This is a genomic window from Methylobacterium sp. J-088 (assembly GCF_022829295.1).
In the GTDB taxonomy this organism is placed as follows: domain Bacteria; phylum Pseudomonadota; class Alphaproteobacteria; order Rhizobiales; family Beijerinckiaceae; genus Methylobacterium.
The window spans coordinates 38890-52665 of record NZ_JAKSYH010000022.1; the positions used below are offsets into that span (position 1 = coordinate 38890).

Genomic DNA, 13776 nt, shown 5'->3' on the forward strand with positions numbered 1-13776 from the left:
CAAGGATCCCGATGACCCGCCTCGACGAGGCCCGCGCCGCGCTTAAAAAAACCTTCGGCTACGAGGATTTCCGGCCCGGCCAGGACGAGGTGATCGGCGCGGTGCTGGATGGCGACGACGTGTTCGCCGTGATGCCCACGGGCTCTGGCAAGTCCATGACCTACCAGCTCCCGGCGTTGGTCGATCCGGGGCTGACCGTGGTGGTCTCGCCGCTGATCGCGCTGATGCACGATCAGGTGCAGCAGATGAAGAGCGTCGGTGTCGAGGCCGCGACCCTCAACTCGAGCGTGACGGAATCCGACTCGCGCGAGACCTGGCGGATGCTGCGCTCGGGGGAACTCCGGCTGCTGTTCGTCTCGCCCGAGCGCCTGCTGATGGAGGGCTGCATCGAGGCCCTGCGCGGGGCCGGCGTAAGGCGGCTGGCCGTCGACGAAGCGCATTGCGTCTCGCAATGGGGCCACGATTTCCGGCCGGAATACCGCGAGATCGCCCGCGCCCGCACGGCGCTCGGCAACATCCAGACCCTGGCGCTGACCGCCACCGCCGATGCTGCGACCCGCGCCGAGATCGCCGAGCGGCTGTTCCCGCAGGGGCGGCCGCCAAAGATCTTCGTCCACTCCTTCGACCGGCCGAACATCCGGCTGACCTTCCAGCCGAAGGACAACCCGGCCCGGCAGATCGAGCGCTTCCTGAAGCACCGGCGGTCTGAGAGCGGGATCATCTATTGCTCGTCGCGCAAGCGCGTCGAACAGCTCGCCGAGACCCTCAAGAAGGACGGGTTCGACGCGCTGCCCTATCATGCCGGCCTCGACCAGGGCACGCGCATGCGCAACCAGGACCGGTTCCTGCAGGAGGACGGGGTGGTGATGACCGCCACGATCGCCTTCGGCATGGGCATCAACAAGCCGGACGTGCGCTTCGTCTGCCACGCCGACATGCCCAACAACGTCGAGGGCTACTATCAGGAGATCGGCCGCGCAGGGCGCGACGGACTGCCGGCCGATACGCTCACCCTCTACGGTCTCGACGATATGGCGCTCCGCCGCCGCCAGATCGACGAGAAGGAGATCTCCGACGAGCGCCGCCGGGTCGAGCGGCGCAAGCTCGAGGCGATGATCACCCTGTGCGAGGGCGCCACCTGCCGGCGGCAATCGCTGCTCGGCTATTTCGGCGAGGCGAGCGAGCCCTGCGGCCGCTGCGACCTGTGCCGGGGCGGCGTCACCCTGGTGGACGGCACGGTCTCGGCCCAGAAGATCCTCTCGGCGATCGTGCGCACCGGGCAGCGCTTCGGCGCGGCCTATATCTGCGACGTGGTCCACGGCAAGGAGAGCGAGCCGATCCGCCGCAACGGCCACGCGGGCCTGAAGACCTTCGGGGTCGGCGCCGACAAGCCGGTGGCGGCATGGCGGGCGATCCTGCGCCAGCTCTTCGCGGCCGGGGCCATCGCCGAGAATACCGACGGCTATGGCGGCCTGTCGATGACCGCGAAGGGCGAGGCGATCCTGTACGGACGGGAGCCCGTCCAGCTCCGCCCCGACCCGGAACCGAAGGCGGACTCCCGCGAGCGCCGCCGCGCTGCGCCCCGCGAGGACGGGGAGATCGCGCTGTCGGAGACCGACGAGGCGCTGTTCCAGCACCTGCGCGGCCTGCGCGCAACGCTGGCCCGGGCCGAGGGGATCGCGGCCTTCATGGTCTTTCCCGACCGCACGCTGATCGAGATGGCCCGCCAGAAACCCGTCGATCTCTGGGCCCTGCGCACCGTACACGGGGTCGGCGAGCGCAAGCGCGAGGCCTATGGCGAGCGGTTCGTGGCGGCGATCGCCGACTTCCTGTCCCATCCCCCAGCGGCATGAGATGAGGCCCGCCGTCTCAACGCGCTGGGGCGGTTGGTGTAGGCAGGGCGCCCCCAACCGAATCGATCGGACCCGTCATTTCCGTTTCCGCACCCGTGACCGATACGCCGCCCCGGACTGCCCCGGATGAAGCCGCCGCCCGATCAGGACCGCCGCGTTCTCCGATTCTGACCTCCCGGACCGTGTTCTACCTGCCGGGCTTCGACCCGCGGGAGCCCGAGGTCTACTGGGGCCTCTTCCGCCGCGAGGCCCGCCTCACCGCGTCCCGGCGCGGTGCCGCGATCGCAGTGGGCGATCCGGTCCGCTCGGCCGACGGGCTCGCTCTTGCCTGGAGCGTGCAGTCGCGCGGTGTCGACACCCGCACTGTCCTGCTGCGCTGGGAGGACATCGTCCGCGCGCGCTTCCCGCAATCCGGCTGGGCCCGCCTCCGGGGCGTCCCGGCACTGCTCTGGCGGCTGTGGCGCTCGGGCTACGCGACCGATCTGCGCCGGGAGGGCTGGCGCTTCTCCACGGTGATCTTCGGCGTGCATCTCATCTATCTGGCTCTGGTCGGCCTCAGCCTCGCCCTGGCGGGGGGGCTCGTCGCCCTGGCGCCGGACGCGCTGCGCCCCTGGTCCCTGCTGGCGGTTCCGCCCCTGGCCTACGCGATCCTGGCCGGACTGATGCGGGTGACCCGCGGCAAGCCCCTCTACGTCTCCCACCTCGTGGACGACACCGCCTTCACCCACGCCTACGCGGCCGGCGCGGCGCCCGAAATGGCGCCCCGCCTCGACGCCTTCGCGGCCCGCATCCGCGCCGCCGAGGGCGAGGCCGACGAGGTGGTGGTGGTGGGCCATTCCTCGTCGAGCTTCCTCGGGATCGAGGTGCTGGACCGGGTGCTCGCCCACGATCCCGGCTTCGGCACCCGCGGCACGCCGGTCACCTTCGTGAGCATCGGCAGCGTCATCCCGTGGCTCGGCCTCGACCCGGCCGCACTGGGCTTCCGCGACGCGCTCCTGCGCTTCGGGCGGGCACGGCAGATCGGCTGGATCGATGTGCGTGCCCCCTGGGACTGGCTGTCGATCCACGCCCAGAACCCCCTGGCCGCCTGCGCGCTCACCCCGCCGGACCCGGAGCGCCCGGCCGTGCTCGGGGTGATGATCAACGACCTGATCACGGGCAGCGATGTCCGCCGGCGCCAGTGGAACCTGTTCCAGATGCATTTCCAGTTGCTCATGGCGAGCCAGAGCGTGGACGGCTTCGATTATCTCGACCTGATGACCGGGCCGGAGCCGGTGCATGCTCTGATCGCACGATGCCGAGAGAATGAGCCGGATGGCGACGCCGGTCGTCGACCGGCTTGAGCGCGAGCTTGTTCACAGGTCTGATCCCTGAGAGCAGTCGGCTTCGACCGAATTCTGATCCGAAACCGACACGCGCAGACCCTTCCGCGGCAAAGGAGGAAGCGAGAAATTGCGGATGCGGACGTTCCTGTGATTCCAAGAGATCCATGAACCCGCAAGGCCACGCCCCCGCGCCGGAATACCCACGGATGTTGCCAGGGCGGGCGCTTCCGCTCTAGAGCCGGGGCAGCCTAGATGATGCCCGCCCGGTCCGGGCTCGCCGCGGCCCGTGTCTCCCGGAACGGGCCGCTCTCTGCCGAGACCCTTCGCATGTTCCGCAACGACGTTCCGATCACCCCCGAACTCGTGGCCCAGCACGGCCTGACGCCGGACGAGTACACGCGCTTCCGCGGCCTGATCGGGCGCGATCCGACGCTGACCGAACTCGGCATCGTGTCGGCGATGTGGAACGAGCATTGTTCCTACAAATCCTCCCGCAAGCACCTGCGCGGGCTGCCGACCTCGGCGCCGTGGGTGATCCAGGGGCCGGGCGAGAACGCGGGCGTCATCGATATCGGCGACGGCCACGCCTGCGTGTTCAAGATGGAGAGCCACAACCACCCGAGCTACATCGAGCCCTACCAGGGCGCGGCGACCGGCGTGGGCGGCATCCTGCGCGACGTCTTCACCATGGGCGCGCGGCCGATCGCGGCGCTCAACGCCCTGCGGTTCGGCTCGCCCGACCATCCGCGGACCCGCGCCCTGGTCTCAGGGGTCGTGGCGGGGGTCGGCGGCTACGGCAATTCCTTCGGCGTGCCGACCGTCGGCGGGCTGACCGGCTTCCACAAGCGCTACGACGGCAACATCCTGGTCAACGCCATGGCGGTGGGCCTCGCCCGCACCGATGCGATCTTCTACGCCGCCGCCACCGGGGTCGGGAATCCGATCGTCTATCTCGGCTCCAAGACCGGCCGCGACGGCATCCACGGCGCCACCATGGCGTCGGCCGAGTTCGACGAGGCCACCGAGTCGAAGCGCCCGACCGTGCAGGTCGGCGATCCCTTCGCCGAGAAGCTGCTGCTGGAGGCCTGCCTGGAACTGATGGCCTCCGGCGCCGTGATCGCCATCCAGGACATGGGCGCGGCCGGGCTGACCTGCTCGGCGGTGGAGATGGGCGCCAAGGGCGACCTCGGCGTCGAACTGGACATCGAGAAGGTTCCGGCTCGCGAAGCCGGCATGACCCCCTACGAGATGATGCTGTCCGAGAGCCAGGAGCGGATGCTCATGGTGCTCAAGCCCGGCATGGAGGCGGAGGCCGAGGCCATCTTCGTGAAGTGGGGCCTCGACTTCGCGGTGATCGGGCGGACCACCGACACGCTACGCTTCGTCGTCAAGTGGCACGGCGAGACCGTCGCCGACCTGCCGATCAAGGAGCTGGGCGACAAGGCGCCGCTCTATGACCGGCCGCATCTGGCCAACACCCACCAGCCGGTGATCGCGGCCTCCGAGGTGCCGGCCCCGGCCTCGCTCACCGACGCACTGAAGCGCTTGGTCGGCTCCCCCGACCTCGCCTCGAAGCGTTGGGTGTTCGAGCAGTACGACCACTTCATTCTGGGCAACACGGTGCAGAAGCCCGGCGGCGACGCCGCCATCGTCCGGGTCGAGGACGGGCCGAAGGGCCTCGCGCTGACCTGCGACGTCACCCCGCGCTACTGCGAGGCCGACCCGGTCGAGGGCGGCCGTCAGGCCGTGGCCGAGGCGTGGCGCAACATCACGGCGGTGGGGGCCAAGCCGCTCGCCATCACCGACAACCTGAACTTCGGCAACCCGGAAAAACCCGAGGTGATGGGCCAGCTCGTCGGCTGCCTCCAGGGCATCGGCGAGGCCTGCCGGGCGCTGGACTTCCCGGTCGTGTCCGGCAACGTCTCGCTCTACAACGAGACCAACGGCGTCGGCATCCTGCCGACCCCGACCATCGGCGGCGTCGGCGTGCTCGACGACGTGGCGCGCCACGCGACCATCGCCCTCAAGCGCGAGGGCGACGTGCTGGTGCTGATCGGGGTGAGCGAGGGCTGGCTCGGCCAGTCGTCCTACCTGTCGGTGATCGAAGGCCGCGAGGATGGCGCGCCGCCGCCCGTCGACCTTGCCCTGGAGCGCCGCAACGGCGACTTCGTCCGCGGGTTGATCCAGGCCGGCACCGTCGACACGGTCCACGACCTCGCGGATGGCGGCCTCGCGGTGGCTTTGGCCGAGATGGCGATGGCGGGCGGTATCGGCGCGGCGCTGCCCGACGTTCCGGTGGATCTGGCGCCCCACGCCTACCTGTTCGGCGAGGATCAGGCCCGCTACCTGCTGGCCGTGCGGCCGGAGGCGGCCACCGAGATCCTTTCGGCTGCCGCGGCGCAAGGGGTCGCGGCGGCCTCGGTGGGCGTCACCGGCGCCGACCGTTTGACCCTGCCGGGCGGCGAGACCATATCGCTCACCGACCTGACCGCCGCGCACGAGGGCTGGCTGCCCGCCTACATGGCGAGCCAGCCCGCCGCGCCCGCCGCCTGACCCCTTCTCCCAGGAGTGACCCGATGCCGATGGATGCGGGCGAGATCGAGCGCATGATCCGCGAGGCCCTGCCGGACGCGCAGGTGGAGATCCGTGACCTCGCGGGCGACGGCGACCATTACGCCGCCACGGTCCTGTCGGCGGCCTTCAAGGGCAAGACCCGGGTGGCCCAGCACCAGATGGTCTACGGCGCCCTCCAGGGCCGGATGGGCGGGGTGCTCCACGCCCTTGCGCTGACCACGGGCGTGCCGCAGGATTGAGGCGACGACCCTCGAGCTTTGCGATGAGTCTCAAACCGTCCGTCTTCATCGAACGCGTACGGCCGCCGACCTGGGGGGAGACCTTCGCCTGGGAACGCGAACTGCTCGGCGCCTTGCTGGACGACCCGTCCCTCTTCGAGAGTGTTCGCCATCTCGTCGCGTCCGAAGACTTCTCGATCGGCCTCCATGAGCGCCTGTTCGAGGCCATGCCGAAGATAGCCGGGTCGGACGATTCGATCGATCGCAACGCGGTCCCGGCCGCCCTCGGGAATTATGCGTGGGATGCAGAAGGCGGTGTCGAGGCTTGGCTGGATCGGTTGCTCGCCGGGCGCGCTGATGCCGCTGCCGCGACGCAGCGCGCGCGTGATATCCACGAGACCGCCGAACTGCGTCGCGAACAGCCTGAACTGATCGACAGCGACACCGTCGCGTGGTGCCATCAACAGGTCGCCCTGCTCGCGCGGCTCGCGGAGCGATCCGACCCCCTGTCCCGACAGATCGACTGGCAGTGCATCATCGAGGAGCTCCTCTACGTGGGCCGCTCGCAAGTCAGCGGCGTGGTCCGCAAGATGGAGCTGGTTTTCGAGCACCTCGTGAAGCTTCTGTCCGATCCGAACGCGCCCAGCCGCGATCGTTGGCGGATCGAGATCGACGCGTTTCTGCTCCGGATCACCCGCGAGGCGAAGCCGTCCATGCGTCGGCTGATCGACCTGAACGCGGCTTGGCGGCGCGGCGTTTCCGATGCCGCGACGAGTCTGGCCGACTACGCGATCCGCGTGCCGCGCGATCTGCCGCAGGATTGTCCGTTCAGCTACGAGGATCTGACCGCGGGCAGGCTGCCCGTCGCCGGCCTCCTTGAGAAGCTGGCCGGGACCGGCGATATGAAGCCAATCGAATAAACCCGAGGTACCCGATGACCGACGCCAACACGACCATCCAGAACGAGATCACCTCCCAGGACGTGGTGGTGTTCATGAAGGGCACGCCGCAGATGCCGCAATGCGGTTTCTCCGGGCAGGTGGTGCAGATCCTCAATTACCTCGAAGTGCCGTTCAAGGGCGTGAACGTCCTGGCCGACCAAGGCATCCGCGAGGGCATCAAGGCCTTCTCGAACTGGCCGACCATCCCGCAGATCTACGTGAAGGGCGAGTTCGTCGGCGGCTGCGACATCACCCGCGAGATGTTCCAGTCCGGCGAGCTGCAGACCTTCCTGGCCGAGAAGGGCATCCCGGTGAAGACCGCCGCCGCCTGATTTTCTTGAGACCGTTCACGATGGATGAGGGCGCCTGCGGGCGCCCTTTTTCGTGCGCCCGTCATTGCGAGCGCAGCGAAGCAACCCAGGGCAGCGCGCCATCGGGAAGCGTGGCGCGGCTGAACTGCTCCGCTCGCAAAGACGATGACCGGATCAGCGCGGCTCGCGCGCCACGAACAGCGCCACGCAGCCGACGACCGTGATCTCTACCGACCGGAAGCGCTGGTCCAACGCCGCACGCAGGTCCGGCAGGGTATCGGCGGCGTTCGAGAACACCCCCTTCCGGTTGTAGACCCGCATCAATGCCCGCGCCGCACCCGTGGTCGGGACACCGCCCGACAGGATCGTGGCGCCGAACACCACGCCGTCGTCGCGCAGGCAGGGCCTCACCGTATCGAAGGCCTTGGCTTTCTCGGTGATGTCGCCCGGCAGGCAGTGCAGCAGGTAGGTCATCCCGATCGAGTCAAACGGTGCGATTCCGATGGCCGGCTTGCCCAGCACGTCAACCCGGTGGGTCTCGGGCCGGTAGCGTTCGATCCGGCGGGCCGCGAACGCGAGGCTGTCGGCGTTGAGGTCCATCAGGCCGACCCGCGGCCGAGGTGTGGGGAAGCGGCATCGGTCGAGATACCAGCCGGTCCCGATCCCGACATCGCAATGGGCCAAGCCCACATGCCGGTCGTAGAGATCCAGGATCCGCGCCGTGGGGCAGCGCCAGATCAGCGGGTTCGACAGGCGCAGCACGACGAGCTCGTAGATCTGCAGGGTGCGCGGATTGTAGATCGCCTGCCCGGCTTGCGTGTCGGTCGCCATCGCTCTCCGTGGGGTCAGCCGTGGGCGGCGCGCATTCGCATTCGCCGCCGCGATCGCCTATATCAAACCTTTCCAAGGGGATGGATTGTTTGAACGCCATGGCGAGCCCGTCGCTCGACAGCGCCCGCGCGGCCGATGCCGCGATCGAGAAGGCGCCCGATTTCCAGCCCGCGCCGCTGCCCGGCCGGCCGCCGTCGCTGGTCGGCCTGACCCGCGACGCCCTCAAGGCGCAACTCGTCGGCATGGGCGTGCCCGAGCGCGAGAGCCGGATGCGCGCCGGCCAGATCTGGCACTGGGTCAACTTCCGCGGGGCGACCGACTTCGCCGAGATGACCAATGTCGGCAAGGCGCTGAAGGCGCAGCTCGCCGCGCACTTCACGCTTGAGCGGCCCGAGGTGGCGAGCCGCCAAGTCTCCCGGGACGGCACCCGCAAGTGGCTCCTGCGCATGGCGCCGACCAACCCGCAGGAGCACAATCGCGGCGCCGAGATCGAGTGCGTCTACATTCCGGGGCCGGACCGGGGCACGCTCTGCGTGTCGAGCCAGGTCGGCTGTACCCTGACCTGCTCGTTCTGCCACACCGGCACGCAGCGCCTCGTGCGCAACCTCTCGGCCGCCGAGATCGTGCAGCAACTGGTGGTCGCCCGGGACGAACTCGGCGACTGGCCCGGCCAGATGCCGAGCCGCGACGCGGGCGGCTCCGGCGAGGTCGGCCGGCTCGTGACCAACATCGTGTTCATGGGCATGGGCGAGCCCCTCTACAACCTCGACGCCGTGGTCGACGCGGTGGGGGTGATGTCTGATCAGGAGGGGCTCGCCCTGTCCCGGCGGCGGATCACGGTCTCGACCTCCGGGGTCGTGCCGCAGATCCACCGGCTCGGCGAGCAGGCCAACGCCATGCTGGCGATCTCGCTGCACGCCGTGCGCAACGATCTGCGCAACGAGCTGGTGCCGCTCAACCGCAAGTACCCGATCGCCGAATTGCTCGCCGCCTGCCGCGCCTATCCCGGCCTGAGCAACGCCCGCCGGATCACCTTCGAGTACGTGATGCTGAAGGGCGTCAACGATTCGGACGCGGATGCGCGGGAACTGGTCCGCCTGCTCAAGGGGATCCCGGCCAAGATCAACCTGATCCCGTTCAACCCCTGGCCGGGCAGCCGCTACGCATGCTCCGACTGGGACCGGATCGAGCGCTTCTCCGAGATCGTGTTCAACGCCGGCTACGCCTCGCCGGTGCGTACGCCCCGCGGCCGGGATATCCTGGCGGCCTGCGGCCAGCTCAAGAGCGAGACCGAGAAGCTGCGTGCCCGCGCCCGGATGATGCAGGAAGAGGGCATCGGCGTGGAGGGCTTCTACGCCGGCGCCGACGACTGAGCGGGCGGCCGAAAACCGCCCCTGAGGCTCAGCCGCCGTGGAACTCGGCCACGTGCTGGGTTACGATCGCGTCGAAGGACGCATCCGCCCGGAAGCCCAAAGCCAGCGCCGCCTCCGGCTCGAACGCCTCAGGCCAGGAGCCGACGATCCGCACGATGGTGGCGTCGGGTTCGCGCCGGATCAGCGCCACGGCCTTGTCGCCCGCCGCGCGGCGCAGGGCCTCGATCTCGTCCGCCACCGTTGCCGAGACGCCCGGCATGGTCAGGCTGATCCGCGGTCCGATCGCCGCGAGGTCGAGCCCGGCCGCATGGATGAGGAAGCCCACCGCCGCCGCGGGGCTGGCGAACCAGTGCCGGACCGTATCGGGCACCGGCAGGATCGCCTCCTGACCGGCCAGCGGTTCGCGGATGATCCCGGAGAAGAAGCCCGAGGCCGCTCTGTTGGGCTTGCCCGGCCGCACGCAGATGGTCGGCAGCCGCAGGCCGATCCCGTCGAGGAAGCCACGCCGCGCGTAGTCGGCCAGCATCAGCTCGCCCATCGCCTTCTGCACCCCGTACGAGGAGGCCGGGCGCAGGATATGGTCGTCGGGAATGACTTTGGGGAAGGGCGGCCCGAACACCGCGAGCGAGGAGGTGAAGACCAGCTTCGGCCGGTAGCCATCCGCCGCGTTGGCCGCGCGGATCGCGTCGAGAAGCAGGCGGGTGCCGTCGAGGTTGACCCGGTAGCCGAGTTCGAGATTCGCCTCCGCCTCGCCCGAGACCACGGCGGCGAGGTGGAAGATCACCCCCGGCCGCTCGGCGATGGCGGCCTCGGCAGCACCGGTCGCCGTGAGGTCGGCGGCCTCGGCCCGGACCGGGCCTGAAAAGCCCTCGGGTGCGGAGGGTGGCACGACATCCAGCAGGGTCAGCGCGGCGAGCGGCTGGCCGCCGACATCACCCGCCGTCACCAGGGCATCGACGAGGCGGCGGCCGATCATGCCGGCGGCGCCAAGGATCAGGGCGTGCATGAAAACCTCCCGAAAAACGTCATGGGTTTCCAAAGGACGGGTCCTTTGGCGGGTGCAGGGCAGAGCCCTGCTGTACGGATCCTGGATCCTCTTTCGGGGGACCAGGATCCGTATGCCGGGGGTTTCACCCCGGAAACCCCACCACAGGGACTTGGTCCCTTTGGGAACCCCTTCATCGCATCATGTCCAGGGCGCGGCCGAAGAAATTCGCACCGCCGAAATTGCCCGATTTCAGCGCGAGCAGCATCGGCTCCGGCCGGCCAGCGGTGCGCAGGACGGGCACGCCCGCCGCGATCTCGGGACCGAGCAGGAAGGCGGTGAGGCCCAACCGGTCGACCACCGCTCCCGAGGTCTCGCCGCCGGCCACCACGAGCCGGCGTACCCCGCGGGCGACGAGGCCTTCGGCGATGGCGGCCAGGGCGGCCTCGATGGCGTGGCCCGCCGCATCGACGCCGTGCTGGGCCTGAAGCGCGCGCACCGCGTCGGCAGGCGCCGAGGTGGCGATCAGCACCGGTCCGGACGCGAGACGTTCCTCCGCGAAGGCCAGGGCTTCGGCCACCACGTCGGCGCCGGCCAAGAGCCGCGCCGGATCGAGGCGCAGCACCGGCATGATCGCCTCCGCGGCGGCGACCTGCTGGAGGGTAGCCTGGGAGCAGCTGCCCGCGAGGCACGCGGAGGTGCCGCCGACCGGCTCGCCGATGGCCGCCCCGGCGGCGTCCGTCGTGCCGCGCCCGTCGGCGGCCAACGCGCGGGCGAGGCCGAGGCCGAGCCCGGAGGCGCCCACCGAGAACCTTTTGGTGACGATCGCCCGGCCGAGGGTTTCGAGGTCGCTGTCGAAGATCGCGTCCGCGATGGCCGCGCCCTTGCCCTCGGCGGCGAGTGCATCAAGACGCGACGCCACGGCCCCCACGCCCCGGGCGACGGTCGCGGTGTCGATCAGACCGACCGGACTGCCGCTCTGGCGCCCGAGCACGCGCACGAGGTTGGCGTCGCGCATCGGGTTGAGCGGGTGGTCCTTGAGCGGGCTCTCGTTCAGCGGCACCGAACCGACGAACAGGTTGCCCTGGTAGACGCTCCGGCCCGTCTCCGGGAAGGCAGGGGTGACCAGCGCGATGGCCTCGCCGGCATCACCCCGCAGGGCGTCCATCACGGGCCCGATGTTGCCCGCATCGGTGGAGTCGAAGGTCGAGCAGATCTTGAACATGACGTGGGCGGCGCCCCTTGCCCGCAACCAGGCTTCCGCCTCACGCGAACGGGCGACGGCCTGATCGGCCGGGATCGAACGGCTTTTCAGCGCCACCACCACCGCGTCGGCCTCCGGCAGGGCCCGACCCTCCTCGGGCACGCCGATGGTCTGGATCGTGCGCAGGCCCGCCTTGGTCAGGGTGTTGGCGAGGTCCGAGGCGCCGGTGTAATCGTCGGCGACGCATCCCAGGGCGAGGCTCATCGGGCATTCCCTCTGTAGGCGCTGAGCCAGCCGAGACCCGCGACGGTGTCGGCGGCCGGGATGTACTCGCAGCCGACGAAGCCGGCGTAGCCGAGCCGGTCCAACTCGTCGAACAGGAAGAAGTCGGCCATCTCGCCGGTGCCGGGCTCGTGCCGCTCGGGGACGCTCGCGGTCTGGACGTGGCCGATGATCGGCAACAGGGCGCGCAGACGCATGGTCACGTCGCCGTGCAGGATCTGGCAATGGTAGAGGTCGAACTGCAGCTTCAGGTTGGGCAATGCCAAGTCGCGGATCAGGTCGGCGGCCCGGCCGAAATCGTTGAGGAAGTAGCCCGGCATGTTCCGGCCGTTGATCGGCTCCAGAACGAGGTCGAGGCCGGCCGGCGCCAGCCGCTCCGCCGTCCAGGTGACCGCCCGCCGATAGGATTTGACGGCGCGGGGGTCGTCGTGCGGGGCGAGGCCCGCCATCAGGTGGAGGCGGCCGACGCCGGTCGCCTCGGCGTACCGGAGCGCGGTGTCGACGCCCGCCTTCAGCTCATCGAACCGCTCAGGAAACGCCGCCAAGCCGCGCTCGCCCTTGGCGAAATCGCCCGGCGGCAGGTTGAACAGCGCCTGGGTCAGGCCGTTGGCCCGGAGCCGCTCGCCGATGGCTTCGGGCGGGTGTTCGTAGGGGAACAGGAACTCGACGGCGTCGAACCCGGCTCGGGCCGCGGCGTCGAACCGGTCGAGGAACGGCACCTCGTTGAACATCAGGCTCAGGTTGGCGGCAAAGCGCGGCATGCTTTTGGGTCTCCCTACGCGCGATCCAGTTATTTCTGGCCCGGCAGCGTCGCGCCCGAGACCTGTGCGTAGAGCCGCGCCACGGAGGCGTCGTCGTCCCGGCCCATGCCGGCGCCCGACGCCATCAGGAACATCTGCAAGGCCGCGGCCGCCACCGGCACCGGGTATTTCTCCGCCCGGGCCATGTCCTGCACGATGCCGAGATCCTTGACGAAGATATCGACCGCGCTCTTCGGGGCGTAATCCGCATCGAGGATGTGGGGCACCCGGTTCTCGAACATCCAGGAATTGCCGGCGGATTTCGTGATCACCTCGTAGACGCGCCGCAAGTCGAGGCCCTGCTTGGCCGCGAACGCCATCGCCTCGCAGGCAGCGGCGATGTGGACGCCCGCGAGCAGCTGGTTGATCATCTTGAAGGCCGCGCCCTGGCCGGCCGCGTCGCCGAGTTCGTAGAGCGTGCCCGCCATGGCATCGAGGGCGGGCCGGGCCTTCGCGAAGGCCGCCGCCGAGCCCGAGGCCAGGAAGGTCAGGCCGCCGTCGGCCGCGCGGGCGGCGCCGCCGCTCATCGGGGCGTCGAGATAGTGGCGGCCGGTGGCCTCCAGCCGGGCAGCGAGCGCACGCGCGATGGCTGGGTCCATGGTGGCGGAGGAGACGAACACCGCGCCCTCCGGCATCGCGGCGGCGGCCCCGGCCTCGCCGAACAGCACCGCCTCGGTCTGGGCGGCGTTGACCACCACGCTCACCACCACGTCGACGTCCCGCGCCGCCTCGGCGGGGGTGGAAACGCCCCGCCCGCCGGCAGCGGCGAGGCGCGACACCGCCTCCGGGTTCACGTCGCAGGCGGCGACGGAAAATCCCGCCCGCAGGAGCGAGCCAGCCATGCCGGAGCCCATGGAGCCGAGGCCGATCACCGCGGCGCGGTTGGTTGGATTGGTCATCGGGGCGGCTCCTGCATGAAGGGGAGAGCACCTCTGCATTACCGCGTGAGGCGCGGGTTCCCTCTCCCGTGCGGGAGAGGGACAGGGTGAGGGAGGAGAACTTTCCGGAGGGACCTGATCCCTCACCCCAACCCCCTCCCGCACGGGAGAGGGGGCGCGTCGCGCCGGCGGAAGGGGCAG

General features: G+C 70.0%; 12 protein-coding genes. 7 read left to right on the forward strand and 5 right to left on the reverse strand.

Annotation, left to right across the window (positions count from 1 at the left end; translation table 11 throughout):
* Positions 1-11 precede the first annotated feature (11 nt).
* From recQ to grxD, 6 genes are all read left to right on the forward strand, one after another.
* Complete coding sequence (gene recQ, locus MKK63_RS01315; RefSeq protein ID WP_243997972.1) at positions 12-1853, forward strand: DNA helicase RecQ; 1842 nt, start codon at positions 12-14, stop codon at positions 1851-1853.
* 182 nt (positions 1854-2035) lie between these two features.
* Complete coding sequence (locus MKK63_RS01320) at positions 2036-3196, forward strand: hydrolase (protein WP_243997974.1); 1161 nt, start codon at positions 2036-2038, stop codon at positions 3194-3196.
* 309 nt (positions 3197-3505) lie between these two features.
* Positions 3506-5731, forward strand: a complete 2226-nt coding sequence (gene purL, locus MKK63_RS01325; RefSeq protein WP_243997976.1) for a phosphoribosylformylglycinamidine synthase subunit PurL — start codon at positions 3506-3508, stop codon at positions 5729-5731.
* A gap of 23 nt (positions 5732-5754) precedes the next feature.
* Complete coding sequence (locus MKK63_RS01330; RefSeq protein ID WP_007568343.1) at positions 5755-5991, forward strand: BolA family protein; 237 nt, start codon at positions 5755-5757, stop codon at positions 5989-5991.
* 23 nt (positions 5992-6014) lie between these two features.
* Entirely contained in the window at positions 6015-6890 is an 876-nt protein-coding gene (locus tag MKK63_RS01335; RefSeq protein ID WP_279574450.1) for a DUF29 family protein, read from the forward strand.
* A 14-nt stretch (positions 6891-6904) separates the two neighbouring features.
* Positions 6905-7243: a Grx4 family monothiol glutaredoxin gene (gene grxD / locus MKK63_RS01340; protein ID WP_243997980.1), complete on the forward strand. Its 339-nt coding sequence runs from the start codon at positions 6905-6907 to the stop codon at positions 7241-7243.
* Between the two features lie 153 nt (positions 7244-7396).
* On the opposite strand, the gene MKK63_RS01345 is transcribed toward grxD, so the two are convergent.
* Positions 7397-8053, reverse strand: coding sequence for a class I SAM-dependent methyltransferase (locus MKK63_RS01345; protein WP_243997982.1), 657 nt, complete (start codon positions 8051-8053; stop codon positions 7397-7399).
* A 98-nt stretch (positions 8054-8151) separates the two neighbouring features.
* On the opposite strand from MKK63_RS01345, the gene rlmN reads away from it, so the two are divergent.
* Complete coding sequence (gene rlmN, locus MKK63_RS01350; protein WP_243997984.1) at positions 8152-9426, forward strand: 23S rRNA (adenine(2503)-C(2))-methyltransferase RlmN; 1275 nt, start codon at positions 8152-8154, stop codon at positions 9424-9426.
* 28 nt (positions 9427-9454) lie between these two features.
* Here rlmN and denD read toward each other — a convergent pair whose 3' ends face one another.
* The 4 genes from denD to ltnD all read right to left on the reverse strand — a co-directional run bounded on the left by denD (position 9455) and on the right by ltnD (position 13596).
* On the reverse strand, positions 9455-10432 hold the full coding sequence (gene denD / locus MKK63_RS01355; protein WP_243997986.1) for a D-erythronate dehydrogenase: 978 nt from the start codon (positions 10430-10432) through the stop codon (positions 9455-9457).
* Between the two features lie 172 nt (positions 10433-10604).
* Entirely contained in the window at positions 10605-11879 is a 1275-nt protein-coding gene (gene otnK / locus MKK63_RS01360) for a 3-oxo-tetronate kinase (protein WP_243997988.1), read from the reverse strand.
* Positions 11876-12658 carry a 2-oxo-tetronate isomerase gene (gene otnI / locus MKK63_RS01365; protein ID WP_243997990.1) on the reverse strand — a complete coding sequence of 261 codons (783 nt, stop codon included), beginning with the start codon at positions 12656-12658 and terminating at the stop codon, positions 11876-11878. The genes otnK and otnI overlap by 4 nt, the downstream gene beginning before the upstream one ends.
* 29 nt (positions 12659-12687) lie before the next feature.
* On the reverse strand, positions 12688-13596 hold the full coding sequence (gene ltnD / locus MKK63_RS01370; RefSeq protein WP_243997992.1) for an L-threonate dehydrogenase: 909 nt from the start codon (positions 13594-13596) through the stop codon (positions 12688-12690).
* Positions 13597-13776: the final 180 nt, after the last annotated feature.

Coding starts and splice junctions, on each gene's coding strand:
- recQ (WP_243997972.1), top strand. CDS start 12: ATGACCCGCCTCGACGAGGCCCGCGCCGCGCTTAAAAAAACCTTCGGC.
- purL (WP_243997976.1), top strand. CDS start 3,506: ATGTTCCGCAACGACGTTCCGATCACCCCCGAACTCGTGGCCCAGCAC.
- MKK63_RS01330 (WP_007568343.1), top strand. CDS start 5,755: ATGCCGATGGATGCGGGCGAGATCGAGCGCATGATCCGCGAGGCCCTG.
- MKK63_RS01335 (WP_279574450.1), top strand. CDS start 6,015: ATGAGTCTCAAACCGTCCGTCTTCATCGAACGCGTACGGCCGCCGACC.
- grxD (WP_243997980.1), top strand. CDS start 6,905: ATGACCGACGCCAACACGACCATCCAGAACGAGATCACCTCCCAGGAC.
- MKK63_RS01345 (WP_243997982.1), bottom strand. CDS start 8,053: ATGGCGACCGACACGCAAGCCGGGCAGGCGATCTACAATCCGCGCACC.
- rlmN (WP_243997984.1), top strand. CDS start 8,152: ATGGCGAGCCCGTCGCTCGACAGCGCCCGCGCGGCCGATGCCGCGATC.
- denD (WP_243997986.1), bottom strand. CDS start 10,432: ATGCACGCCCTGATCCTTGGCGCCGCCGGCATGATCGGCCGCCGCCTC.
- otnK (WP_243997988.1), bottom strand. CDS start 11,879: ATGAGCCTCGCCCTGGGATGCGTCGCCGACGATTACACCGGCGCCTCG.
- otnI (WP_243997990.1), bottom strand. CDS start 12,658: ATGCCGCGCTTTGCCGCCAACCTGAGCCTGATGTTCAACGAGGTGCCG.
- ltnD (WP_243997992.1), bottom strand. CDS start 13,596: ATGACCAATCCAACCAACCGCGCCGCGGTGATCGGCCTCGGCTCCATG.